Source organism: Sphaerimonospora cavernae, assembly GCF_042435035.1.
Taxonomy (GTDB): domain Bacteria; phylum Actinomycetota; class Actinomycetes; order Streptosporangiales; family Streptosporangiaceae; genus Sphaerimonospora; species Sphaerimonospora cavernae.
Map to the genome: position 1 here is coordinate 124,360 of NZ_JBHMQT010000014.1, position 24,148 is coordinate 148,507.

Below are 24,148 nucleotides of genomic sequence, written 5' to 3' on the forward strand. Positions count from 1 at the left end.
GGATATGTTCACTCCGGCTTCCGGGCTACCCCGCCCCACACCCACGGAGCGTTATTGGGGAAGTATGGCACCGGCCCGTCCGGACGCCAGTGCGAGACCTGGACGACGCCGGGGTCGAGGAGTTCCAGGCCGTCGAAGAAGCGGACGACCTCGTCGCGAGTCCGCGCGACCATCGGCGCGGTGGCCTTGTCGTACACCTGAGCGCCGCGTGACGCCGCCTCCGGGTCGAAGTCCTGTGTGACGTGCGAGATGACCAGGTAGCTTCCCGCCGGTGCCGCCGCCAGCAACCGGGCCACCACTCCATACGGATCATCGGAATCACGCAGGAAATGCAGCACGGCCACCAACATGATCGCCATCGGCCGGTCGAGGTCGAGCGTGCCGAGCACCTCGGGATGGCCGAGGATCTTCTCGGGCTCTCGCACGTCCGCCTGAGCGATCGTGGTCTTCCCCGCATCACCGCTCGCCATCAGCGCCCGCGCGTGCACCAGCACGATCGGGTCGTTGTCTACATAGACCACCCGGACCTTCGGATTGACCTGCTGCGCGGTCTCGTGAACGTTGGGCGACGTCGGAATACCGGTGCCAAGATCGAGGAACTGCTCGATCCCCGACTCGACGAGCATCCGCACCGCTCGGGTGAGGAACTTGCGGTTCTCGCCAACGATCAACCGCGCCGCTTCTATGCCCCCTCCCGCCGCTGCCACCACCTTTTCGGCCGCCTCACGATCAGCGGCGAAGTTGTCCTTTCCCCCGAGGTAGTAGTCGTACATCCGAGCCGGATGTGGCACTGATGTGTTCAGTTCGGGTACCGCACGCTCATCGGACATGCCCCATCCTCCAGTTCCGGCGATCACCGCGAAAGCATCAAAATCCTTCTCCGCCGATTAGTCGATCTTAGGTCACGTTGTCCGTAACTGCTGATAATCAGGGGGACTACGCGTACTGGTGGGCGCGCTTGTAGGCGAGCAGGATCTCGGGGCGGAGCCGGCCTCGATCTCCAGATCCGCCGGGTGCAGCGCGGTCCGCTGCCCGTATCGACGGCTCACCTGCTCCAGCCTGACGAGTGGGGGCCGAACCACGGTCACGGTGTCTCCTCGCCTTCCGTTCCGATCAGGGTGCCATCTCGCATCGGTGAGACGGATGGAAGGACGGAATGATCCCCGGCGGCCGATGAGGAGCGTCCACTCGTGGCCGTTTCGCGATGCGGCGTCACTGACGGTCTACCGCTCGCCACGCACTTCCGAAGACCTGCCGGGTATCTGGCAGTCGTGAGGTGAGCGGCCCGGAGGCCTCTTTCGCCGTCCAAGACCCGGAACGTGAACATCGGGTGAATACCGGCGGCCGACATCACCCTTCGGGCTTCCCCTTGGCAGTCTTTGTGCTTCCCCCTGGCAGTGCTTGACCATATGTTGCCTTTGTTAGTTCTTGTCCGAACGCACGGGAGGCACCGTATGCGCCTGCGAAGGCGTCTGGCGCCGTTGGTAGCAACGGCCACGATGGCCGCGATAGCAGGGATCGGCCTGGTCGGCGCGCCGGCGGCGTACGCCGATGACGCCGATGACACTGTCGAGATCGACATCCTCGGGATCAACGACTTCCATGGCCGGCTTGAGGCGAACGGCCAGGAAGCAGGAGCCGCGGCGCTGGCGACCGCGGTCAAGGATATGAGGGCGCAGAACCCGAACACCATCTTCGCCGCGGCGGGGGACCTGATCGGTGCCTCGACGTTCACCTCGTTCATCCAGCAGGACAACCCGACCATCGACGCGCTCAACGCGGCCGGCCTCGAGGTCAGCGCGGTCGGCAACCACGAGTTCGACCGGGGCTACGACGACCTGGTGAACCGGGTGATCCCGCGGGCCACGTGGCAATACCTCGGTGCGAACGTCAGGGTCAAGAAGGATCTCCAGGACAGGTACCGGGAGCTCACCAAGTCCTGGGTCAAGGAGATCGACGGGGTCAAGGTCGGCTTCGTCGGCGCGGTGACCGAGCACCTCAGCGAACTCGTCACCCCCGCGGGCATCTCCATGCTCGACATCCTGGACATCCCGCGCGCGGTCAACGAGGTCGCCGACGAGTTGCGGGCCAAGGAGGGGGCCGACATCGTCGTGCTGCTCGTGCACGAGGGCGCCGCCAGCACGCAGTACGATTCGGCGGTCGACCCGGCGAGCGACTTCGGAAAGATCGTGAACGGAGTGGACGAGAACTTCGACGCGATCATCTCCGGCCACACCCACCTGGCCTACGACCACAAGGTGCCGGTCAAGGAGTGGCAGGCCGAGAAGCGTCCGGTGACCATGCGCCCGGTCGTGTCGGCGGGTCAGTACGGCTACAACCTCAACAAGATCACGTTCACCTACGACCGGACCAAGAAGCAAGCGGTCAACGTCGACTCGAAGATCGTTCCCCTGACCGAGCGGCAGGCGGACGGCACGTGGAAGCCCCTCTACAGCCCGGACCCGACGGCCAAGGGAATCGTGGACGATGCCGTCGAGGTGGCCAAGCGGGAGGGCGCGCGCAAGCTCGGTGAGATCACCGCGGACTTCAACCGGGCCCGTCAGTCCAACGGCACCACCGAGAACCGCGGCGGTGAATCGACCCTGGGCAGCCTCGTCGCCGACGCGCAACTCGCGGGTGCTCGTACGACCGACCCGTCCACCGAGATCGCTTTCATGAACCCGGGCGGGCTCCGTACGGACATGAAGTACCGGGCCCAGGGCAAGCAGGACGGCACCGTCACCTACAAGGAGGCGGCCGAGGTCCAGCCGTTCGCCAACACCCTGGTCACGATGACCCTGACCGGTAAGCAGATCGTCCAGGTGCTCGAGGAGCAGTGGCAGCCCGAGGGGGCCAGCCGACCGTTCCTCAAGCTCGGCGTGTCCAAGGGGATCTTCTACACCTACGACCCGACCGCACCCAAGGGCCGGCACATCACCTCGGTCTCCCTCGACGGGAAGCCGCTGGACCCGGCCAAGTCCTACCGCGTGGTCGTGAACTCGTTCCTCGCCTCGGGAGGGGACAACTTCAGCACCCTGAACGAAGGGGCGGACAAGCGGGACACCGGCCAGGTCGACCTGCAGTCCATGGTCACCTACCTGGGCGAGAACTCGCCCGTTGCCCCGGATTACGCGCAGCGCGCGATCGGCGTACGGTTCGACGCGCCGCAGGATGGCTTCAAGGCCGGTGACCCGGTGACGGTCAATCTGTCGTCGCTGCTGTTCACCACCGGCGAGCCGAAGGACGAGAAGGTCACGGCCACGTTCGCCGGCCAGAAGGTCGGCACGTTCGGGGTCGACGCCACCGCCGACGCGAGCACCGACAACACCGACGAGGTCGGCCGTGCGACCGTCGAGTTCGCGGTGCCCGCTGCGCCGGCGCACGGGGGCGCGACGAGCGCGGACCTCGTCATCACCGGTGAGACGACCGGCACGGCGGTCACCGTGGCGATCCCGCTGGCCGCTGACACCGGCCCCGCGTGCACGGCCACGATCACCGGCCGCCACGCCGGTCCCCTCAAGGTGAGCTCCGGCGTCACCTGCCTGAACGGAGCAGCGGTCTCCGGGCCGGTCACGGTGCAGAAGGGCGCGAGCCTCCACGCGACCGGCGCCGTGGTCAGCGGGCCGATCAGCGCCTCGAAGGCCGCCGGTGTCTCGCTGAACCAGACGACGGTCGGTGGTCCGGTGACGGTCAACGGCGCCACCGACAAGCTCACCATCCTGGACTCCAAGGTGAGCGGTCCGGTCAGCCTGACCAACAACCGGGTGACCGACGCACCGGTCGTGTCCGGCAACCGGATCAGCGGGCCGTTGAGCTGCAGCGGAAACTCCCCGGCGCCGACGAACAACGGCAAGGTCAACACCGTGTCCGGTCCCAGAAGCGGACAGTGCAAGGGGCTGTAACCCGCTGATGCGGTAGTCCAAGCCGGATCAGGGGCGCCGGATCAGAGGGCGCCGGATCAGGGGCGGTGGCGTGGACGACGAACTGCGCCACCGCCCCTCGCTTACTCACAAGCACCGCGCACTCACGGCACCACGCTCTCGGGGGTCTTCAACACCACCAACGAGAAGAGAGGGACAGGATGCGTTCAAGCCGGCGCATTCCGCCATTCGCCGCCACCGCGGCGGCCGTGGCGATGACCGGTCTGGGGGTGGTCACCGTACCCGCGGTGGCGGCCGCGGAGTTCACCCCCTTCATCAGTGAGATCCACTACGACAACGTCGGCGCTGACGAAGGCGAGGCGGTGGAGATCGAGGCACCGGCCGGATTCGATCTCACCGGCTGGAAGATCGTTCGCTACAACGGCAACGTGGCTGACGCGGCCGTCGTCTACACGTCGCCGGGCACGATCAACGGTACGAGCGAGAACCTGTCCGGCACAGTACCGGCCGCCGGGGTGGTGGTCATCGAGTACGCCCAGAACGGCCTGCAGAACGGGCCGCGGGACGGCATCGCCCTGGTCGGCCCGGACGGGCAGGCCGTCGAACTCATCTCCTACGACGGCGTGTTCGCCGCGTCGAATGGTCCGGCCGCGGGGAAGACCTCGGCCGACATCGGCGTCAAGGAGCCCAGCAGCACGCCGATCGGCCACTCGCTGCAGAAGGTCGACGGGAGGTGGACCGGTCCGCTCCCGAACACCTTCGGGGTCCGCAACGGCTCCGGCGGCGGCGATCCGGACCCGACCCCGACCCCGACCTCGGACCCCGGCCAGGTGCCGATCGCGGAGATCCAGGGCACCGGCGCTTCGACGCCGTACGAGGGTCAGACCGTCACCACGTCCGGAGTCGTGACCGCGACCTATCCGACCGGCGGATTCAACGGCTACTACATCCAGACCCCGGGCACGGGCGGGGACTCGGACATGAGCGAGCGCACCGCCTCGGATGCGATCTTCGTGTTCTCGTCCGCGGCGCTCCCGCGGATCGGCGACCACGTCCAGGTCACCGGCAAGGTCAGCGAATATTTCGGGCTCACCGAGATCACGGTCCCGGCGTCCGGCCTGACGATCCTCGACAAGCCGGCCGAGGCGGTCAAGCCCGTGCAGTTCGTCCTGCCGCGCGATGAGGCCACCCGGGAGAAGTTCGAGGGCATGCTCGTCCAGCCCACCGGGGCGTACACGGTCTCCGACACGTACAACCTCGGCGGGTGGGGCAACAACGCGTTCGGGTCGATCACCCTCGCGGCCGGGGACACGCCGCTGCGCCAGCCCACGGACGCCGCCCGCCCGGGAGCCGGGGCCGACGCCGTGACGGCGGACAACCAGGCCCGCCGGGTGGTGCTCGACGACGGCCAGTCGGCTCGTACGCCCAGCAGCGGGCAGGTTCCGTACCTCACCAGGACCACCCCGGTGCGAACCGGAGCATCGGTCGCCTTCCCCGCACCGGTGATCTTCGACTACCGCAACGACGAGTGGAAGTTCCAGCCGACCGGGCCGCTGCCCGGCGGGGCTTCGGACGCGGTGACGTTCCAGGACACCCGCACCAAGGCGCCCGAACCTGTCGGCGGTGACGTACGGCTCGCCACGTTCAACGTGCTGAACTACTTCACCACGCTCGGAGTGGATCTGCCGGGCTGCAAGGCCTACACCGATCGCGCCGGCAACCCGATCTCGGTCAGCGGCGGCTGCGACGCCCGCGGTGCGTGGGACAGGCAGAACCTCGATCGGCAGCAGGGCAAGATCGTCAGTGCGATCAACAGCCTCGACGCCGACGTGGTGGCGTTGGAGGAGGTCGAGAACTCCGCCAAGTTCAACAAGGACCGCGACGACGCGCTGGCCAAGCTGGTCGACGCGCTCAACGCCGACGCCGGCCCCGGCACCTGGGACTATGCGAAGTCGCCGGAGAAGCAACCGGACCTTCAGGACCAGGACGTCATCCGCAACGCCTTCATCTACCGCCCGGCGGCGGTCACGCCGGTCGGGTCCTCGACGATCCTCACCGACTCCCCCGCCTTCCACAACGCCCGCGAGCCGCTCGCCCAGGAGTTCGCCGCGGTCAACGGCGGCAAGCGGTTCCTCGCCATCACCAACCACTTCAAGTCCAAGGGGTGCGGCGGCACGACCGATCCGGGTGACGGGCAGGGCTGCTGGACCCCGGACCGGGTGAAGCAGGCGCAGGCACTGGCCGGCTTCGCCGATGCTCTGGTCGCGAAGACCGGGACACGGGCGGTGTTCCTGTTCGGTGACTTCAACGCCTACACCCAGGAGGACCCGATGCAGGTCCTCTACACCGCGGGCTACACCGACCTGAACGCGGAGTTCGCCAAGAAGCACACGTACGTCTTCGACGAGACGGTGGGCTCGCTCGACCACATCCTCGGCAACGCCGCGGCGCTCACGTCCGTGCGCGGCGTGGACGTGTGGAACATCAACTCGGTCGAATCGGTGCTGACCGAGTATTCGAGGCACAACTACTTCGCCGGTGACCTGTTCGAGCCGGCCACGCCGTACCGCTCCAGCGACCACGACCCGATCCTCGTCGGCGTACAGAGCCTGCCGGCCTGCACCAAGACCATCGGCGGGAAGCACAGCGGTCCGTTGACGGTCAGCTCGGGGATCACCTGCCTGGACGGTGCGACGGTGTCGGGTGGGGTGACGGTACGGCCGGGGGCCGGCCTGTTCACGACCGGGTCGCGGATCAGCGGGCCGATCACCGCTTCACAGGCCGGGCAGGTGGCGCTGCTGCGGACGACGATCAGCGGGCCGGTGACGATCACCGGATCCGGTGAGGTGACGCTGGACGGGCTGACCATCAGCGGTCCGGTGCGCCTGAACGACAACCGGGCGCCGGTTGTCGCGGGCAACCGGATCAGCGGGCCGCTGTCGTGCACCGGGAACTCGCCCGCGCCGATCAACAACGATCGGCCGAACACGGTGTCCGGTCCCAAGACCGGCCAGTGCTCGGGGCTGTGAGCCGCTGACCTACACCGACCGTGTGCCGGGCCTCTCGTACGCCTCGTGAGGGGTGGCCGAGAGGCCCGGCACCGCCCGCCGGCGGCGCTGAACAATGTAAGATCACATCTACGTTAGATTGATTCTACGTATGAGCGAGGCGACCGAAGGCGGACGAGGAGCCGTCTGGGCCGCGCGCAGCAGGGCATGACTTTTGAAAGACGACCTAGGCCTCCTCCTCGGGGGTGACGGCGAGGGGGCGGGCGGCGTCGGGGCCCTTCTCCAGGAGGACGTGGAAGCCTTCCTCGTTGAGGATGGGGATGCCGAGCTTGACGGCCTTGTCGTACTTGGATCCGGGGTTGTCCCCGACCACCACGAACCCGGTCTTCTTCGACACCGACGAGGTGACCTTGCCGCCTCGGCCGGTGATGGCCTCGCTCGCCTCGTCGCGGCTGAAGTCGGTCAAGGTGCCGGTGACGACGAACGTCAGGCCCTCCAGCGTCCGCACCTCCAACCCTGCCGGGGCCTCGTCGGCCATCCGGACGCCGGCGGCCCGCCACCTGTCGACGATCTCGCGGTGCCAGTCGACCTCGAACCACTCGCGGATGGTGGCCGCGACGCGGGGGCCGATGTCCTCGACCGCTGCCAGTTCCTCCTCCGAGGCCGCCGCGATCGCGTCGAGCGAGCGGAACTCGTCGGCCAGCGCCCGCGCTGTCGGCGGGCCGATGTGTCGGATGCTCAGCGCGACCAGCACCCGCCACAGCGGCTGCGTCTTGGCCTTCTCCAACTGCTCCAGCATCTTCTCGGCGTTCTTGCTGGGATCACCCGACTTGTTGGCGAAGAACGTCACCTCCTTCGGTTCGCCGGTCTTGGGGTCGGTCTTGGGCAGGCCGGTGTCCGGGTCGCGGACGACCGACCGGATCGGCAGCAGGCGGTCCATCGTGAGGTCGAACAGGTCGGCCTCGGTGCGCACCGGCGGCTCCTGCGGCGGGAGCGGCTGGGTCAGCGCGGTGGCCGCGACATAACCCAGCCCCTCGATGTCGAACGCGTTGCGCCCGGCCGCGAAGAAGATCCGCTCACGGAGCTGGGCAGGGCAGGCGCGGGTGTTCGGGCAGCGCAGGTCGGCATCGCCCTCCCGCTCGTAGGCCAGCTCGGTGCCGCACTCGGGGCAGTGGGTCGGCATCACGAACTCCCGCTCGGTGCCGTCCCGCAGATCGGCCACCGGTCCGACGATCTCGGGGATGACGTCGCCGGCCTTGCGCAGCACCACGGTATCCCCGATGAGCACGCCCTTGCGCTCGACCTCGAAGGCGTTGTGCAGGGTGGCCCGCTCCACCGTCGACCCGGAGACCACGATCGGCGTCATCACCCCGTAGGGCGTGACGCGACCGGTGCGGCCGACCCCGACCTGGATGTCGAGAAGCTTGGTGGTGACCTCTTCGGGCGGGTATTTGAACGCGACCGCCCAGCGGGGCGCGCGGCTGGTCGAGCCGAGCTGCCGCTGCACGGCGATCCGGTTCACCTTCACCACGACGCCGTCGATCTCGTACTCCGGATCGTGGCGGTGCTCGTTGTAGTAGCCGATGTACTCGCGGACCTCGTCCAAGGTCTCGACGATCCGGAATCGGTCGCTGACCGGGAGGCCCCAGGAGGCGAGCCGCTCATACATCTCCGACTGGGACTTGGGCGACTCGGCGCCCTCCCATTTGCCGACGCCATGGACGATCAACCGGAGCGGCCGCTGCGCGGTGACCCGCGGGTCCTTCTGCCGCAGCGACCCGGCGGCCGAGTTGCGCGGGTTGGCGAACGGCGGACGGCCCGCGTCCATGAGCTGCTCGTTGAGCCGCTTGAAGCCCTCCACCGGGAGGAAGACCTCGCCGCGCACCTCCACGAGATCGGGCACGTCGTCGCCGGTCAGCCGGTCCGGTACGTCACGCAGTGTGCGGACGTTGGGCGTGATGTCGTCCCCGGTACGCCCGTCTCCACGGGTGGCGCCCCGGATCAGGCGGCCCTTCTCGTAGACGAGCGCCACCGCCAGGCCGTCGATCTTCAGCTCACACAGGTACGGCCCCGGGTCGGCCTCGATCAGACGCCGGGCCCGCGCCTCCCACCCCGCCAGCTCCTCGTCGTCGAACGCGTTGTCGAGGCTCTCCATCCGCTGCAGGTGGGCGACTGGGGCGAACTCGGTGGAGATCGGTGCGCCCACCTTCTGCGTGGGCGAGTCGGGCGTCCGCAGGTCGGGATGCTCCTCCTCCAGCGCCCTGATCTCGCGCATCCACGTGTCGTACTCGGCGTCGCTGACAGTCGGTGAATCGAGCACGTAGTAGCGCCAGTTGGCGTCCTCGATCAACTCGGCGAGCTCGGCGTGCCGCTCCCGCGCCGCGGCCGGCGCGGCCTCAACCGACACACCGGGCACAGCGGACACACCCTCGACCGGCATGCCCTCGACCTCGTTCACCTGCTCGGTCACGCCCGTCTCCCCTCGTCGGCCGCCTTGGTGGATGGCCTGGTCGATGGCCTGGCGGATGGCACAGAGAAACGGTATCTCCGCCGACTGACATTCGACGCCGCGACCACGACGAACAGCGCCAGGACAACCAGGGACCACGACAACCAGCGACCACGACATACAGGCGGCAGCGTCAGGTGGGGCGGGAGCCGTACCGAGGACAGGGCACGGCTCCCGCTGATCGACTCCGCCCAGAGGTCGCGCCAGACCACGCGGCCCCTCGTCTCAGGAGCGATCCAGAAATACGGTAGACGGCTCGCAGCCGACTTTCATTCCCTTTTGTCCGGCTCCGCCCGCGACCGTCACTCCATGCCTTCGCCAGGGTCTTCGCGCAGCACCCGGGCGGCGTCCCGGCAGCGGGCGAGCACCGCACGCGCATAGCGGGGCGAGGCCCCGGCGAGCCCGCACGCGGGCGTGAGCACGACCTGCTCGGCGAGCCGCGCGGGGGCGAACCCGAGACGCCGCCAGAGCTCCAGTGCGGGTTTGGCCACCACGCCGATGTCGGCGAGCCTGGCGTCGACGCCCGGCACGACCCCCAGGAAGAACGCGACATCCGCCTCGATGGCCTCGCCGATCGCGTCCTCGTCCCGCCGCCGCAGCAGCGAGGCGTCCAGCGAGATCCCGCGCGCCCCCGCCGTATGGAGGACCTCGAACGGCACGTCCGGCGCGCAGCAGTGGACGATGGGAAAGACGTCGTCGCCCAACCCCGAGATCAGCGTCCTGAGCCGTTCACTCGCGATCACGGGCTCGACGGCCGGCAGCCGCCCGAAACCGGATGCGGTCGGGACGGTGCCCGCCAGCGCTCCCGGCAGTCCGGGCTCGTCGAGCTGAACGACCAGGCGGGCCCCCGGCACCCGGCGCCGCACCTGCGCGATGTGCCCGGCGAGCCCCTCGGCCAGCGATTCGACCATGTCGCGTACGGCTCCCGCGTCGGAGAGCGCCTTGTCGCCGTGCCGCAGCTCGACGGCCCCGGCGAGCGTCCACGGCCCGCATGCCTGGATCTTCAGCGGGCCGACGTATCCCTGCGCGACCTCCTCCAGGCCGTCGAGGTCGCGGGCGAGGTGGTCGACAGCGCGTTTGAGGTCACGGCCGGACCGGTCGGTGAACCGCCACCCCGACGGCTGCACCTCGACCGGCAGCTCCGCCAGCAGAGACGCGCCCCTGCCGATCATGTCGGCGCCGACGCCCCGGCCGGGCAGCTCCGGGAGGTAGGGCATCGGCAGCTCACCGAAGGCCGTACGGAGAGCCTCCATGTGTGCCTCGCGGTCGTCACCCGGATGCGAGCCCACGCCCGTGGCGGTGGCCTCCTCCCACGGATAATCAGTCACGGGAACTAGCTTAGGCACTATGGAACTCACGAAACTCGGGCACGCGTGCTGGCGGCTGCGGAAGAACGGCTCGACCCTGGTGATCGACCCGGGGTCGTTCAGCGGGGAAGGTCTGCTCGACGGGGCGAGCGCCGTACTGATCACCCACGAGCATTTCGATCACGTGGACACCGACCTGCTGCGGAAGGCGAGCCCGGATCTGGAGGTCTTCACCTGCCGGGCGGTGGCCGACCACCTCGGTGAGATCCCGGCGGAAGTGCGGGTGGTGCGGGACGGCGACGCGTTCAGCGCGGCCGGGTTCGGGGTGAGGGTGATCGGCGAATGGCACGCGCTCAACCATCCCGACGTCCCTGTCGTGCAGAATGTCGGTTTCCTGGTGGACGAGGAGGTCTTCTACCCCGGTGACGCGTTCACTCCGCCGGGGGTCGAGGTGCCCACGCTGCTGGTGCCGACGAACGCGCCGTGGATGAGGACCGCCGACATGGTCGCCTACCTGCGCGAGGTCCGCCCGCAACGGGCTTACAGCACCCACGACGGCCTGCTGAACGAGATCGGCCTGAAGATCGTCGACAACTGGATCAGTATGGAGGCCGACCACCAGAAGGCCGACTTCCGCCGCATCCCAGTCGGCGAGTCCGTCGAACTGCCCTGACCTGTCGAACTGCCCCGGCCCGTCGAGCTGCCCCGGCCTGTCCAGCTCAGACGGCTGAGGCGATGGTGGCCGAGCCGATGACCATGTCGCCGTCGTAGAGGACGGCGCCCTGGCCGGGGGCGACGCCCGTGGCCGGAGTGTCCAGTTCGATGTGCAGCTCGCCGCCCGACAGCTGGGCGCGGCAGCCGTACACCTCGCCATGCGCGCGCAACTGCACCGTGCAGGCGATCGGCTCGTACGGCTCGGCCAGCGGGCCGTTCCAGACCGGGCGCTCGCCCACGATGGTCCGCACCTGCAAGGCCGCGCGTGGCCCGACCGTGACGGTGTTGGACACCGGCTCGATCGACAGCACGTAGCGCGGCCGGCCGTCGGCGGTCGGATGATCGATGTGCAGGCCCTTGCGCTGGCCGATGGTGAAGCCGTACGCGCCCTGGTGCTTGCCGACGACCTGGCCGGTCATCGCGTCGACGATCGGCCCGTCGGCGGCGCCGAGGCGCTCGGCGAGGAACGCCTGGGTGTCGCCGTCGGCGATGAAGCAGATGTCATGGCTGTCCGGCTTGTCAGCCACGGAGAGCCCACGCCGGGCGGCCTCGGCCCGCACCTGCGCCTTGGTCGAATCACCCAGCGGGAAGATCGCGTGAGCGAGTTGTTCCCGGGTGAGCACGCCCAGCACGTATGACTGGTCCTTGCCCTCGTCGACGCTGCGTCGCAGCACGCCGTCGACGAGCCGCGCGTGGTGGCCGGTGGCGACGGCGTCGAAGTCCAGTGCGAGGGCCCGGTCGAGCACCGCCTCGAACTTGATCTTCTCGTTGCAGCGCAGGCACGGGTTGGGCGTTCGGCCCGCCGCGTACTCGCTGACGAAGTCCTCGACCACGTCGCGGTGGAACCGCTCGGCCATGTCCCATATGTAGAAGGGAATGCCGATCACGTCGGCGGCGCGGCGGGCGTCACGGGCGTCCTCCAGCGTGCAGCAGCCGCGGGCGCCGGTCCGGTACGACTGGGGGTTGGACGAGAGGGCCAGGTGGACGCCGGTGACGTCGTGGCCTGCCTCGGCGATGCGGGCGGCGGCCACGGCGGAGTCCACGCCACCCGACATGGCGGCGAGCACGCGCAGCCGACGGGCAGGCCGGTCGGCGCCGATAGATTCCCCTGTGCTGTGCGTCATAGCATTTCGAGACTACCGCCGCGGCGGGCCCGCGTTGGCATCGGCGGGGTGGAGCTGGGAAGATGCGGGGTCATGCGACTGTTCGAGCGCAAGAACGCGCCGGCCGATGCGGCGGAGGCCATAGCGGACTTCTGGACCTGGTGGACACAGGTCCGTCCGGAGATCGACGCGCAGGTTGAGGCGGAGAACGCCGAGGCACTCGCCGAGGCGCTCGAGTCGGCTGTCAGCGCCATGCACCCGTCCCTGATGTGGGAGATCGCCCCGGGTGGTACGGCGCGGTACGCGCTGGTCGTCAGCGCGTACAACGATCCCGAGCTGCGGCCGCTCGCCCACCGGTGGGCGCTCGCCGCTCCCCCGGTCGACGAGCTGTGGGAGTTCCACCCCTCCCGACAGGCCAAGACGCACGTGACGGAGCTGGCCGTCGACGTCGAGGGCCGGGAGTTCGACCTGAGCCGGCTGGTGGTGGCCGCGCAGGCTCCGGGGAACGGTCCTCGCATGAACGTTTCCGTCTTCCACCCGATATTTCCGGATCTCGCGGACGAGCCGCGACTGGAGGCCGCGGAAATGGCGCTCGACTGGCTACTCGGCGAGGACGAGGTGGCTCGGTGGGTGGGCGACATCATGGCGGCCGAATTCGAGCCAATCGACGCGTTTCCGGCTATCCACCTGCCCGGCGTGATCGCCGATCTGGCGAAGGGCTTCGCGGAAGAGCAGTGGATACTGATGGAGGGCAACACCGACACCGGTAGCCGGGTCACCGCCCTCGCCCGGTATCCCCTCCGACCCGTCGACTATCCGCTGAACGACCAGTACATCGCGATCAGCCTGCCGTACCGGAACTCCGACGCGGACGGGCAGCCCGCGGGCGAGTCGCTCGACTCGCTGCGCGGCTTCGAGGAGCGGCTCGTGCGCGGCACGCTCGGCACCGCCGTACTCGCCGCGCACATGAACGCGGACGGTCGGCGGACCATGCACGTGTACGCCGACCCGAAGAGCGAGGCAGTAAGCGCGATCAAGGACCTCGCCGCCACATGGAAAGAGGGTAAGGCCGAGGTCGAGGTGGCCGACGACCCGTCATGGAGCGAGGTCGCCCACTTCCTCACCTGAGGAACAACGGCACCCGCACACCCCCCACCCCGTGATCTTGCGAATTCTCGCAGGAACCGGCAACTACCTGCGGCAACACCTTTCGTGTTCTCGCAGGTGAAGCGGGATGGGTGCGAGAAACTGCAAGATCACCGCAGGGGGGTGGGTTAGATGAGGATGCCGGCTCGTCTGGCACGTTCGACGACGTGGCCGATGACCTCGGCCACGTGGTCGACGTCCGCCTTCGTCGAGGTGTGACCGAGCGAGAAACGCAGCGAGCCGCGGGCTCGGACGCCGTCCTGTCCCATGGCGAGCAGCACGTGGGACGGCTGGGCCACACCTGCTGAGCAGGCCGAGCCGGTGGAGCATTCCACGCCCTTGGCGTCGAGGAGCATGAGCAGCGCGTCGCCCTCGCATCCGGGGAAGGAGAAGTGGGCGTTCCCCGGCAGCCGATCGACCGGATCGCCGTTCAGCACCACGTCGGGCACCGCCCGCCGCACCCGCTCGATCAGGTCGTCGCGGAGCGTGGACAGCCGTTCGGCGGTGGCCGACTGGTTCTCGACGGCGACCTGCACCGCCGCCGCGAACCCGGCGATCGCGGGGGCGTCGAGCGTCCCGGACCGGACGTCGCGCTCCTGACCTCCGCCGTGCAGTACGGGCACCGGGTCGGTGCCGCGCGACAGCAGCAGCGCGCCGACGCCCATCGGGCCGCCGACCTTGTGCCCGGAGACCGTCATCGCGTCGACGCCCGACTCGGCGAACTCGACCGGAAGCTGGCTGACGGCCTGCACGGCGTCGGTGTGGAACGGGATCCCATGCTCGTGGGCGATGGCGGCGAGGACGCGGATCGGCTGTACGGTCCCGACCTCGTTGTTGGCCCACATGACGCTGACGAGGGCTACGTCGTCGGGGTCGCGCTCGATGGCCGCGCGCAGCGTGTCGGGGTGGACCCGCCCGAGATCGTCGACCTCGAGCGGCTCGACGATCGCGCCGTGGTGGTCGGCCAGCCAGTGGGCGGGGTCGAGGGCTGCGTGGTGTTCGACCGCGCTGACCAGGACGCGCCGGCGTTTACGGGCCCAGTACAGGCCTTTGATGGCCAGGTTGTCGGCTTCTGTGCCGCCGGCGGTGAACACGACCTCGCTCGGGCGGGCGCCCAGCGCACCCGCGATCGTCTCGCGTGACTCCTCCACCACGCGGCGGGCACGGCGGCCCGCGGCATGCAGAGATGAGGGGTTGCCCACCTGCCCCAACTGCGCGGTCATGGCCTCGATCGCCTCAGGAAGCATCGGCGTGGTCGAGGCATGGTCAAGATATGCGGTTCCCACGGCCCCTCCAGACCCGGCCTCAGCGGAACAAGCCTATCCGGGACCGCGGCGCGAACGATCCCCGGATACGCGAACTGAACCGTCCGGACGGTATAGTAAAGCCGTGAGGAGAGATGAGCTACTCGACGCGGCCGAGTGCCTGCTCGACGACCAGGGAGTCCAGGGCCTGACCCTGGCCGCGGTCGCCGAGCGCGCCGGCGTGAGCAAGGGTGGCCTCCTCTACCACTTCGCCGGCAAAGAAGCGTTGATCCAAGGCATGATCGAACGCTTGATCGCGGACTTCGACGCACTGGTCGAGGCACAGGACGAGCCCACATACACGCGGGCCTATCTGGCCGCCACGTTCGAGGCCGTCGAGAGCGGCCGGCTGCGACGCTGGGCCGTGGTCACCGGAGCCGCCGGAGACCACGCGCTGCTCGCGCCGCTCCGTGAGGCGATGGCCCGCTGGCATACCCACGGGTTGGACGACGAACCCGATCCGCCGACCTCCCAGGTCGTACGGCTCGCCTGCGAAGGTCTCTGGGACGTCGCCACTCACAGCCCTTCGGTCATGGATTACGCGGCGGTCCACCGGCGGTTGCTCGAATTGCTGTGACGCGCTCCCCGGCCTGAAGACCGACGATTCGGCCCGTGCCGTACCCCCTCTGTGGCTTCTCGTGCCGCGCCGACCACAGCCCTCATCGCGGAGTTCTCACCCGGCCTCCACGGGCCTTCGACCCTCGCGGATCCGTTCCCGCCCCTCCCTGCCCCATCGATTTCACCAGCCCCATCGATTTCCAAACTTGAAACACTCCAGAAAGGTGGTCGTGATGACCCGCGCCCTGGGGGCGGCCCGTTACGGGTCGGTCCTCACGTTCGTGCTGGCCGGTCTGATGTGCGGAACGTTCACCGTACGCCTGCCCGCGCTGGTCCACCGGCTCCAGTTGTCGGAGTCTTCGGTCGGCGTCGCGCTGCTCTGCTGGGGGCTCGGCGCGCTGCTCACCATGCAGCTCATGCGCGTCGTCATGGCGAAGGCCGGCAGCCGCGGTGTGCTCCGGGTGGCGACTCCCCTCTGCGCGGCGTCACTGGTGCTCGTCGCGGTGGCGCCGTCATTCCCCGCCATGGTCGCGGCCACGACGCTGTTCGGCATGGCGTTCGGCGTCGTCGACGTGGGCATGAACGCCCAGGGCTCGACCGTCGAGCAGGCGTACGGCAGGCCGCTGATGAGCGGAATGCACGCCGGCTGGTGCGTCGGCGCGATCTCGGCGGGGCTGCTCGGCACCGTGGCGATCGCCGCGGGACTGTCCTTCACGTCCCATCTCGTGGTGATCTCCGTGGTGTCGTTCCCCATGTCGCTGGCGCTCGGCCGCACGTACCTACCCGACGCCGCCGCCGCGCCCGCCGAGACGTCATCCGGCTCGCGTCGCAGGATGCCCGGCATCGTCTACCTGCTCGGCGCGATCACGTTCGGTGCTTTCATGATCGAAGGCGTCGTGGCCGACTGGAACGGTCTGTACCTCCTCGGCACGCTCGGCGCGCCCGAGTCCGTCGCCGCACTCGGCTATCCCGTGTTCGAGGCGGGCATGCTGGCCGGCCGGCTGAGCGGGGACCGTTTCCGCGACCGGTACGGCGCACGCGGCCTGATCGTGTTCTCCGGGGCCGCCACGGCGGCGACCTTCCTGGTCGTCATCGCCGCGACGTCCGCTCCGATCGCGGTGGCGGGGATGTTCTTCGTCGGCCTCGCCGTGGCGACGATCTCCCCGATGGCGCTGTCGCTCGCGGGCACCGCGACGGACCGTCCGGGGCCGGCGATCGCCCAGGCGGGTGCCATGGGCTACGCGGGACTCCTGCTCGGCCCGGTCGTCATCGGCTTCCTGTCGAGCGCGACCTCCCTGCGGGCCGCCATGGGCGTCGCGGTCGCGGTCGGCGTGCTCGTCGCCGTGGCCGGTCGGTTCCTTCCGTCGGTCAGGAAGGCCGCCGCCGGATCCGCCCCGCCGGAGCGGTCTCCCGAGTCCGCCGACGCCATCGGAGAGACCTCCGAGCGCCTGCCCGTCGCCGCCTGAGCCCGTACCTTCGCCGTACGAAGGCGCGAACTCGGTACGAAGGCGCGAACTCGGTACGAAGACGCGAGCGGCGCCGCACCACGCGTGGTGCGGCGCCGCTCGGCGCGTTCTGGACGAGCCCGTTTCGATCGGCCCGTCGCCGAGCCCGTCGCCGAGCCCGTTGATGAGCCCGTTGATGAGCCCGGCAACCCGGCAGCCGGGCCATACGGAAGACCGCTACTTGCGCTTCTCGATCTCGTCGGTGAGCTGGGGAACGACCTGGAAGAGGTCGCCCACCACGCCGTAGTCGGCGATCTCGAAGATCGGCGCCTCGGCGTCCTTGTTGATCACCACGATCGTCTTGGACGTCTGCATGCCGGCCCGGTGCTGGATCGCACCGGAGATGCCGCTCGCGATGTAGAGCTGCGGCGACACGGTCTTGCCGGTCTGCCCGACCTGGAACTGGTGCGGGTACCAACCGGCGTCGGTGGCCGCACGGGAGGCGCCGACCGCCGCGCCGAGGGAGTCGGCGAGCTTCTCGATGATGGCGAAGTTGTCGCCGGACCCCACGCCGCGGCCGCCGGAGACCACGATCGCGGCCTCGGTCAGCTCCGGACGGGCGCCCTTCTCCTGCTTGACCCGCTCCACGATCCGCGCGGCGCGGGCGGCCTCCGACAGGGCGACCTCCACCTTCTCCTCGGCGCCGGCGCCTGCCGCGGCGACCGGAGCGGTGGAGTTGGGGCGCACCGCCACGATCGGCGTGCCCTTCGCGACCCGGCTGCGCACGTTGACGCCACCGCCGAAGATCGACTGGTCGGCGACGAAGCCCTCACCCAGGCCCACGGCGTCGGTGATCACACCGGAGTCGGTCTTGACCGCCAGGCGGCCCGCGACCTCCTTGCCCTCAGCCGTCGCCGCGACCAGAACGCCGGCCGGGGCCTTGTCCGCCACCAGCTTGGCCAGCAGCTCCGCCTTGGGCGCCACGACATAGCCGATGATCTCCTCGGCGTCCGCGACATAGATCTTGTCCGCGCCGTACTCAGCGAGCTTGGCCTTGGCGGCGTCCGAGTAGCCGGGCCCCGCCCACACGGCGGCCGGCGTGCCCAGCGAACGGGCCAGCGTCAGCAGTTCGAGGGTGACCTTCTTGACGTCACCGTCGACATGCTCGACGAGAACCAGGATCTCACTCATTTTCGGGGCCCCTCACACGAACTTCTTCGACGCGAGGAACTCGGCGATCTTGGCGCCGCCGTCGCCCTCGTCCTTGACAACCGTGCCGGCCGCACGCGGCGGCGCGACGGCGAAGTCGACGACCTCGCTCCACGCGTTCGCCAGCCCCACCTGGTCGGCGGAGATCTCCGCGTCGGCGACGCCAAGCGTCTCGACCGGCTTCTTCTTGGCCGCCATGATGCCCTTGAAGGAGGGGTAGCGCGGCTCGTTGATCTTCTCGACGACGGACACGACGGCCGGCAGCGAGGCCTCGACCTTGTCGTAGCCGTAGTCGGTGAGGCGCTGGACGGCGATGGCCGAGCCGTTCACCTCGACCTTGTTGGCGAGGGTGAGCTGCGGGACGCCGAGCCGCTCGGCCAGCATCGCGGCGAGCACGCCGGTGCGGGCGTCGGTGGACTCCGAGCCGAGGACGACCAGGTCGAAGCCGATCTTCTTCAGCGCCTGCGCCATGGCATAGGAGGTCGACAGCGCGTCCGAGCCGTGCAGCGCGTCATCGCTGAGGTGGACCGCCTTGTCCGCGCCCATGGCGAGCGCCTTGCGGATGGTCTCGGTGGCCTTGCCCGGGCCCATGGTGAGCACCGTCACTTCGCCCCCGTGGGCCTCCTTGAGCTTCAGCGCCTCCTCGACCGCGTATTCATCGAGCTCGTTGACGACGCCGTCGGCGGCCTCGCGGTCGAGCGTCTTGTCATCGGACCTCAGCTTGCGCTCGGTCGCCGTGTCGGGGACCTGCTTCACGCAGACGACGATGTTCATGGCCGGTGGCCGACCTCCCCTTTCCGTACGGCTGACGCCGCGATTTCGATACGTGCCGTGGGGTACGCGCACGTGCATGTACGACTTCCAGATGGGAGCAAGGCTATGTTACCCGTCGGTAGCTCAGCCACACTTCTCCGTCGCGACTTCACGATACCGAAGCATGTTCCGGACCTGTCGGGGCCCTCCTACCCACCCGAACCCGGCTCGTCGCACCCTTACCGACATTGATGTCGCCGACCCTGACGTCGCCGACGTCGATGTCGGTTAACTTGGAGACATGGTTTTCGTAGGCAGACAGGAGCAACTTGCCACCCTCGGCGAATGGTGGACGGAGCCGTACCCGCGGCCCGCGCTCATCTGGGGGCGCCGCCGAGTGGGAAAGACCGCTCTCCTTCAGGAGTTCGCGCGCGGGAAGCGGGTGGTCTTCCACACGGGCGGCAACCGAAGCGCTCATCGTGAACTCGAGGAGTTCTCGTTTCGCGCCGCCTCTGCCGTACGGTCACCAACCCGGGATTTGGAAGCGCGGCCGTACCAGAGCTGGGATGAGGCGCTTGACCACCTCGGTCGGGAGGCCGAAAACGAACCGCTGCTCCTGGTGCTTGACGAGTTTCCTGAAATGATCAGCAAGGCACCCGATCTGGAAGGCGTGCTGCGGGCTTTCCTCGACCACTCCCTTGGCCACACCAAACTGCGGATCATCGTCTGCGGCTCGGCGGTACGGACCATGCGGGCGATCCAGGAGTACCGCGCTCCGCTGTACGGAAGATTCGACCTGACGATGCAGCTCCATCCCTTCCGGCCGCACGAGGCCGCCGAGATGCTCCGCGACCTGACCCCGCCGGACCGCGCGCTGGTGTACGGAATCCTCGGCGGGATGCCGCTCTATCTGTCGTGGTGGCGGCCGGAGTTGAGCATCGAGGACAACCTGACGCGCCTCGCCTGCCATCCCGACGCGAAGATGATCAGGGAGGGCGATCTGGTCCTCGCCACGGAGGGTGGACAGGGTGTGCACGTCGCCGCCACTCTCCAGGCGATCGCAGAGGGATGCACCAAGCACAACGAGATCGCCGACGCCATCGGCGCGGACCCGACCAGGACGCTGGGCGATCTGCTGGCTCTGCGCCTGGTTGAGCGGCTTCAGCCGGTCACCGAGTCCCGGCGTACCCGCCGCCGGATCTACCGCATCGCCGACAACTTCCTCGCCTTCTATCTGGGCACTCTCTCCCGCGTCCTGCCAGAGATCGACAGGGGGCTGGGCGAGACCGTGCGCCCGGTGCTGATCGCGTCCATCGACGACCACATGGGAGACCCATGGGAAGAGGCGTTCCGCGATCACCTGCGGCTCCGCGCCCCCGAGATCGGCCCTGAGGTCGTCGCGATCGGACCCTGGTGGCAGGGCGACGGTCAGAACCAGATCGACGCGGTCGCCCTGAGCGGCAGGTCCAGGTCGCCCATCCTCGTGGGGGAGGCGAAGTGGGCGCGGAAGGTGAACGGGGCGCGGATCAAAGCCGGGTTGGCCGCCAAGTCCGCGCACCTCACCAAGGCCCCCGCCGAACTGCGATACGCCGTCGCAGCCCGGGAAAGCATCGCCGGCGCCGACCCGGACACCTTCTGCGTCACCGCCGCGGACATCTTTCCCTGACGCCTGCAGGAAACGGGATCAGCTCGCGACTACGAGAGTGATCAGCAGGAACACCACGGTGGCGACGGCGAAGAGCAACGTCATCGTGCTGAACAGCGAGCTGAGCAGGGCGTAGACGGCGACGACGCCGACGCCGCCCGCTGCGTCGACGACCAGCCTGGCCCGCGCCTTGGCGGCCAGACCGAAGGCGGCGTCGATCAGCACGCCGATGCCGTACAGGACGAGCAGGAGCAGCGAGATCTCGGGGAGGTTCCGCGAGGCCGCGGCGGCGAACAGTCCGACGACGAGGGCCGATCCGATGATCCACCGCCGGTGCAGCTTCTGCCGGTGCTTGGCCCGCGCGTCCGGTTGCCCGGCACCGGCGCGCCCGTCCGGGCGCCCACCCCGGGACGGCCGCCACTCCCTCGTGGGCGTGACGCCACGCGCCACACGCGCACCGAGAAGCCCACCCACGGGCCCACCCACGGGCCCACCCACGGGCCCACCGACGGGCTTCGTGGGCGCGGGCAGATCGGGAGCAGCGGAGGACACGGCGGGCGCGGTCGCCGTGATCCGGGCGACGAGACGTGCCGCCGTCGGCCGCGCGGCCGGGTCCCTGCTCAGGCACTCGGCCAGCAGCGGGGCGAGCCAGGACGGCACACCGGAAAGGTCGGGTTCGTGGTGGACCACCCGGTAGGCGACCGCCGACACGGGTCCCATCCCGTACGGCTGGCGCCCAGTCGCGGCGAAGGCCAGCGTCGCCGCCCAGGCGAACACGTCGGCCTCCGGCCCGGCCGCCCAGCCCTCCAGCACCTCGGGAGCCAGGTAACCGGGGGTGCCGACGACCGCACCCGACGCCGTGACCGCCGCCGACTCCAGCGCGCACGCGATACCGAAGTCGATCAGTTGCGGCTTGCCGTCCGCGATGATGACGTTGGCGGGCTTGAGGTCGCGGTGCACGATCTCCGCGGCGTGGACGCACTCCAGCGCCTCGGCCAGTCCGCGCGCGAGCCGTACGAGATCGTCCCCCTGAATCGGCCCGCCGTCCGCCATGACGACGCTGAGCGCACGCCCCTGGACATATCGGGTGACGATGTACGGCCGGGGGCCGGTCAGGGAGGCGTCGAGGATCTCGGCGACGTGCGGGCCGCGCACCCGGCGCATGGTCTCCACCTCGCGGGCCAGGCGGGCGATCGCGCGGGAGTCGGAGGCGATGTGCGGGTGGAGCATCTTCACGGCGACCGCGCGGCCCTCCGGGTCGAGGGCCAGGTGCACCTCGCCGAACCCGCCGGCGCCGAGCGCCGAGAGCAGGCGATATCGCCCCAGGTGGGCAGGATCGGGTTCGAGACCGGAGTCCTCCGAACGGCCCGGCCGTTCACCGCCCCGGTGATCGGAGCCCCGGTGGTCGGAGCCGTGGTCGGCACCGTCGGAGCCCCGCTGGTGAGGGCTCAGGTGTTCCGGTGTACCCATTCCGCTCCTCCGCTCCCCCTCGACGCCCTTCGGGTGCCGGGTCAGTTCCAGAAGGTGAGGAAACCCAGGCCGATCCTGTCCATGATGTCGCCGATGAGGCCGCCGACGAGGTTGACGACCGTGTCCTCGCCTCTGCGTCTGAGATCGGACACGACGTGGTCGATCGCCACCGAGGGCGGCCGCCACGGCGCCCAGGAGGCGTCGGCCGACATGGCCGTCATGACCGCGAACAGCGCGACGGTGCCCACGATGATCGCGACCACCATGCCGGCGCCGGGGCTGCGGATCGCCGAGCTGAGCGTCCGGGAGACCGCCTTGCGCGGCGCGGATCCGCCGGGCAGGACGAACAGCCCCGCGACGAACGCTCCGGCGGCGTAGGCCGCGGCCGGATCGGTGCTCATCTTCCCGATGTACACGAGCCCGCCCCACACGCACATCGCGAACATCGCGGCGAGCGGGATCTGGACGAGCGTGGCCAGCGTCGACCTGATCAGCGCCCAGGGCGTGCCCAGGATCGCGAACAGGGGGTCCGCGCCGCTGCTGCCCCTGATCGACCGGCGTTCCGCGAGGTCGCCGAACAGGTGATGCCCCACGCGCAGGCACAGCGCGGCCACGATGGCGAACAAGCTGACGGTCACCGGCAGCAGGCATGCCAGGGCCACGAGCACGACGAGGAGCAGCGTGGCCAGGACCGGGTGCGCGGCACGGTAGCGCGGCCGCGACGATTCCCGCCCGTACGGCACGGCCTCCGCCGGCGGCGCGGTCGGGGGCGCCGCCGTGTGAGGGGGTGCCTGAGTGGTGGGCGCCTGAGGGATTGTCTGAGGTGGCGGCGGATAGCCGGCGACCAGTTGGTCGGGGTGCGGCGGATAGACAGCCGGCGGCGGGCCGTACCCCGGCTGGACGTACCCGGTGGCCGGGCCGTACCCGGGTTGACCGTATCCGGGTTGAACGTATCCGGGGGCCGGGCCGTACGCGGGCCCGGTCGGTTGGGGGGCCGGCGCGAAAGCGGGCCGGCGCCGCGGCTCCCGGCGGGTGCGCTCCTGCTCGACATAGTTGACCGGGGGAAGCAGGTCCGCGTAGTCGTCGGAATACCCGCTAGCGCCCGGCAGGACGCCGGTACGCTCCGGCCGCGACGAGGTGCCCGACGGGGCGTCGGCGGGGGCCCTGCTCTCGTCGTACGCCGCCGGACCGGAGGCGGCTCCGTGACCGTTCGGGGCGCTCCCGTTGAGTGCCGTCGCGTCGAGCAGCCGGGTGCCGCCGTCCCGCGCGCCGGTCTCGTGGAGCGCGGTCACCGAGGGGTCGAGCGCCCGCGCCAGCTTGAGCAGCGAGGCGGCGGCGGGGCGGGCCGCGGCGTCCTTCGCCAGGGCCAGCCGGAGCCATTCCCGCAGCCAGGCGGGCGCGAGGTCGAACTGCGCCTTGCCCTCGAGGACGTTGTAGCAGACCGACTCGAACGTGCCGGATCCGAACGGCGGCCGGCCGGTCGCCGCGAAGAACACGGTGGCCGCGAGCGCGTGCACATCGGCCGCCTGAGTGATCTCGGTGTCCCGGATGATCTCGGGGGCGAGATAGCCGGGGGTGCCGACGAACATTCCGGTCTGCGTCAGCCGGATGGCGTTGACCAGGTGCGCGATACCGAAGTCGATCACGAGTGGTTCGCCGTCGACGAGCATCACGTTCGCGGGCTTGAGGTCGCGGTGGATGACGTCGGCCGCATGGATGGCGACCAGGGCCTCGCACAGCCCGCGGGCGAGCCGGATGATCCCCGCGTCGTCGAGCGGCCCGTCCTCCAGCACGGCCTGCTCCAGCGTCCGCCCGGGGGCGTACCTGGTCACGATGTACGGCGAGGCGCCGGTCAGGTCGGCGTCGAAGACCTCGGCGACGCGCTTGCTGCGCACCCGGCGCATGGTCTCGACCTCGCGGGTGAGCCGGTCACGCGCCTTCAGGTCGGTGGCGACATGCGGGTGCAGGACCTTGACCGCGACCTCGCGGCCCTCGCCGTCCAACCCGAGATGGACGACTCCCATGCCGCCCTCGCCCAGCCGGCGCAGCAGCCGGTAGGGGCCGATCCGCTCCGGAGCCTCGATAGCCGACATGTT

16 protein-coding genes are annotated in these 24,148 nt (G+C 69.6%); 7 read left to right on the top strand and 9 right to left on the bottom strand.

Annotation, left to right across the window (positions count from 1 at the left end):
* Window positions 1–8: 8 nt before the first annotated feature.
* The gene (locus ACFHYQ_RS09725) at window positions 9–830 is read right to left on the bottom strand and encodes an SAM-dependent methyltransferase (RefSeq protein ID WP_394300770.1); all 822 of its coding nucleotides are present in this window, start codon (window positions 828–830) and stop codon (window positions 9–11) included.
* A gap of 669 nt (window positions 831–1,499) precedes the next feature.
* Between ACFHYQ_RS09725 and ACFHYQ_RS09730 the strand changes: the two genes are divergently transcribed.
* Complete coding sequence (locus ACFHYQ_RS09730) at window positions 1,500–3,902, top strand: 5'-nucleotidase C-terminal domain-containing protein (protein WP_394300771.1); 2,403 nt, start codon at window positions 1,500–1,502, stop codon at window positions 3,900–3,902.
* A gap of 179 nt (window positions 3,903–4,081) precedes the next feature.
* On the top strand, window positions 4,082–6,910 hold the full coding sequence (locus ACFHYQ_RS09735) for an ExeM/NucH family extracellular endonuclease (protein WP_394300772.1): 2,829 nt from the start codon (window positions 4,082–4,084) through the stop codon (window positions 6,908–6,910).
* A gap of 205 nt (window positions 6,911–7,115) precedes the next feature.
* Here the strand turns inward: ACFHYQ_RS09735 and ligA are convergent, their stop codons facing one another.
* Both ligA and ACFHYQ_RS09745 read right to left on the bottom strand, forming a co-directional pair.
* Window positions 7,116–9,329, bottom strand: coding sequence for an NAD-dependent DNA ligase LigA (gene ligA, locus ACFHYQ_RS09740; protein ID WP_394300869.1), 2,214 nt, complete (start codon window positions 9,327–9,329; stop codon window positions 7,116–7,118).
* A 371-nt stretch (window positions 9,330–9,700) separates the two neighbouring features.
* Window positions 9,701–10,726 (bottom strand): methionine synthase, encoded by a 1,026-nt coding sequence (locus ACFHYQ_RS09745; RefSeq protein ID WP_394300773.1) that lies wholly within the window; start codon window positions 10,724–10,726, stop codon window positions 9,701–9,703.
* Window positions 10,727–10,745: 19 nt separating this feature from the next.
* Between ACFHYQ_RS09745 and ACFHYQ_RS09750 the strand changes: the two genes are divergently transcribed.
* On the top strand, window positions 10,746–11,378 hold the full coding sequence (locus tag ACFHYQ_RS09750) for an MBL fold metallo-hydrolase (RefSeq protein ID WP_394300774.1): 633 nt from the start codon (window positions 10,746–10,748) through the stop codon (window positions 11,376–11,378).
* A 46-nt stretch (window positions 11,379–11,424) separates the two neighbouring features.
* Here the strand turns inward: ACFHYQ_RS09750 and mnmA are convergent, their stop codons facing one another.
* Window positions 11,425–12,543, bottom strand: coding sequence for a tRNA 2-thiouridine(34) synthase MnmA (gene mnmA, locus ACFHYQ_RS09755; protein WP_394300775.1), 1,119 nt, complete (start codon window positions 12,541–12,543; stop codon window positions 11,425–11,427).
* A gap of 72 nt (window positions 12,544–12,615) precedes the next feature.
* Here mnmA and ACFHYQ_RS09760 point away from each other — a divergent pair, with 72 nt between their 5' ends.
* Window positions 12,616–13,650, top strand: a complete 1,035-nt coding sequence (locus tag ACFHYQ_RS09760; RefSeq protein WP_394300776.1) for a DUF695 domain-containing protein — start codon at window positions 12,616–12,618, stop codon at window positions 13,648–13,650.
* 146 nt (window positions 13,651–13,796) lie between these two features.
* On the opposite strand, the gene ACFHYQ_RS09765 is transcribed toward ACFHYQ_RS09760, so the two are convergent.
* Window positions 13,797–14,954 (bottom strand): cysteine desulfurase family protein, encoded by a 1,158-nt coding sequence (locus ACFHYQ_RS09765; protein ID WP_394300777.1) that lies wholly within the window; start codon window positions 14,952–14,954, stop codon window positions 13,797–13,799.
* Window positions 14,955–15,057: 103 nt separating this feature from the next.
* On the opposite strand from ACFHYQ_RS09765, the gene ACFHYQ_RS09770 reads away from it, so the two are divergent.
* Window positions 15,058–15,549 carry a TetR/AcrR family transcriptional regulator gene (locus tag ACFHYQ_RS09770; RefSeq protein ID WP_275409010.1) on the top strand — a complete coding sequence of 164 codons (492 nt, stop codon included), beginning with the start codon at window positions 15,058–15,060 and terminating at the stop codon, window positions 15,547–15,549.
* A gap of 214 nt (window positions 15,550–15,763) precedes the next feature.
* On the top strand, window positions 15,764–16,996 hold the full coding sequence (locus ACFHYQ_RS09775; RefSeq protein ID WP_394300778.1) for an MFS transporter: 1,233 nt from the start codon (window positions 15,764–15,766) through the stop codon (window positions 16,994–16,996).
* Between the two features lie 216 nt (window positions 16,997–17,212).
* Here the strand turns inward: ACFHYQ_RS09775 and ACFHYQ_RS09780 are convergent, their stop codons facing one another.
* Together ACFHYQ_RS09780 and ACFHYQ_RS09785 are read right to left on the bottom strand one after the other, a co-directional pair.
* Window positions 17,213–18,166, bottom strand: a complete 954-nt coding sequence (locus ACFHYQ_RS09780; RefSeq protein WP_394300779.1) for an electron transfer flavoprotein subunit alpha/FixB family protein — start codon at window positions 18,164–18,166, stop codon at window positions 17,213–17,215.
* 12 nt (window positions 18,167–18,178) lie between these two features.
* Window positions 18,179–18,958, bottom strand: a complete 780-nt coding sequence (locus tag ACFHYQ_RS09785; RefSeq protein ID WP_394300780.1) for an electron transfer flavoprotein subunit beta/FixA family protein — start codon at window positions 18,956–18,958, stop codon at window positions 18,179–18,181.
* Window positions 18,959–19,238: 280 nt separating this feature from the next.
* On the opposite strand from ACFHYQ_RS09785, the gene ACFHYQ_RS09790 reads away from it, so the two are divergent.
* Entirely contained in the window at window positions 19,239–20,603 is a 1,365-nt protein-coding gene (locus ACFHYQ_RS09790) for an ATP-binding protein (RefSeq protein WP_394300781.1), read from the top strand.
* 18 nt (window positions 20,604–20,621) lie between these two features.
* Here the strand turns inward: ACFHYQ_RS09790 and ACFHYQ_RS09795 are convergent, their stop codons facing one another.
* Window positions 20,622–22,052: a serine/threonine-protein kinase gene (locus ACFHYQ_RS09795; protein WP_394300782.1), complete on the bottom strand. Its 1,431-nt coding sequence runs from the start codon at window positions 22,050–22,052 to the stop codon at window positions 20,622–20,624.
* 41 nt (window positions 22,053–22,093) lie between these two features.
* On the bottom strand, window positions 22,094–24,145 hold the full coding sequence (locus tag ACFHYQ_RS09800; protein WP_394300783.1) for a serine/threonine-protein kinase: 2,052 nt from the start codon (window positions 24,143–24,145) through the stop codon (window positions 22,094–22,096).
* Window positions 24,146–24,148 lie beyond the last annotated feature (3 nt).

Excerpts from the sequence above, each read along its gene's own strand:
- ACFHYQ_RS09725 (WP_394300770.1), bottom strand. The coding sequence starts at position 830 with ATGTCCGATGAGCGTGCGGTACCCGAACTGAACACATCAGTGCCACAT.
- ACFHYQ_RS09730 (WP_394300771.1), top strand. The coding sequence starts at position 1,500 with ATGGCCGCGATAGCAGGGATCGGCCTGGTCGGCGCGCCGGCGGCGTAC.
- ACFHYQ_RS09735 (WP_394300772.1), top strand. The coding sequence starts at position 4,082 with ATGCGTTCAAGCCGGCGCATTCCGCCATTCGCCGCCACCGCGGCGGCC.
- ligA (WP_394300869.1), bottom strand. The coding sequence starts at position 9,329 with ATGCCGGTCGAGGGTGTGTCCGCTGTGCCCGGTGTGTCGGTTGAGGCC.
- ACFHYQ_RS09750 (WP_394300774.1), top strand. The coding sequence starts at position 10,746 with ATGGAACTCACGAAACTCGGGCACGCGTGCTGGCGGCTGCGGAAGAAC.
- mnmA (WP_394300775.1), bottom strand. The coding sequence starts at position 12,543 with ATGACGCACAGCACAGGGGAATCTATCGGCGCCGACCGGCCTGCCCGT.
- ACFHYQ_RS09760 (WP_394300776.1), top strand. The coding sequence starts at position 12,616 with ATGCGACTGTTCGAGCGCAAGAACGCGCCGGCCGATGCGGCGGAGGCC.
- ACFHYQ_RS09775 (WP_394300778.1), top strand. The coding sequence starts at position 15,764 with ATGACCCGCGCCCTGGGGGCGGCCCGTTACGGGTCGGTCCTCACGTTC.
- ACFHYQ_RS09780 (WP_394300779.1), bottom strand. The coding sequence starts at position 18,166 with ATGAGTGAGATCCTGGTTCTCGTCGAGCATGTCGACGGTGACGTCAAG.
- ACFHYQ_RS09785 (WP_394300780.1), bottom strand. The coding sequence starts at position 18,958 with ATGAACATCGTCGTCTGCGTGAAGCAGGTCCCCGACACGGCGACCGAG.
- ACFHYQ_RS09790 (WP_394300781.1), top strand. The coding sequence starts at position 19,239 with ATGGTTTTCGTAGGCAGACAGGAGCAACTTGCCACCCTCGGCGAATGG.
- ACFHYQ_RS09795 (WP_394300782.1), bottom strand. The coding sequence starts at position 22,052 with ATGGGTACACCGGAACACCTGAGCCCTCACCAGCGGGGCTCCGACGGT.
- ACFHYQ_RS09800 (WP_394300783.1), bottom strand. The coding sequence starts at position 24,145 with ATGTCGGCTATCGAGGCTCCGGAGCGGATCGGCCCCTACCGGCTGCTG.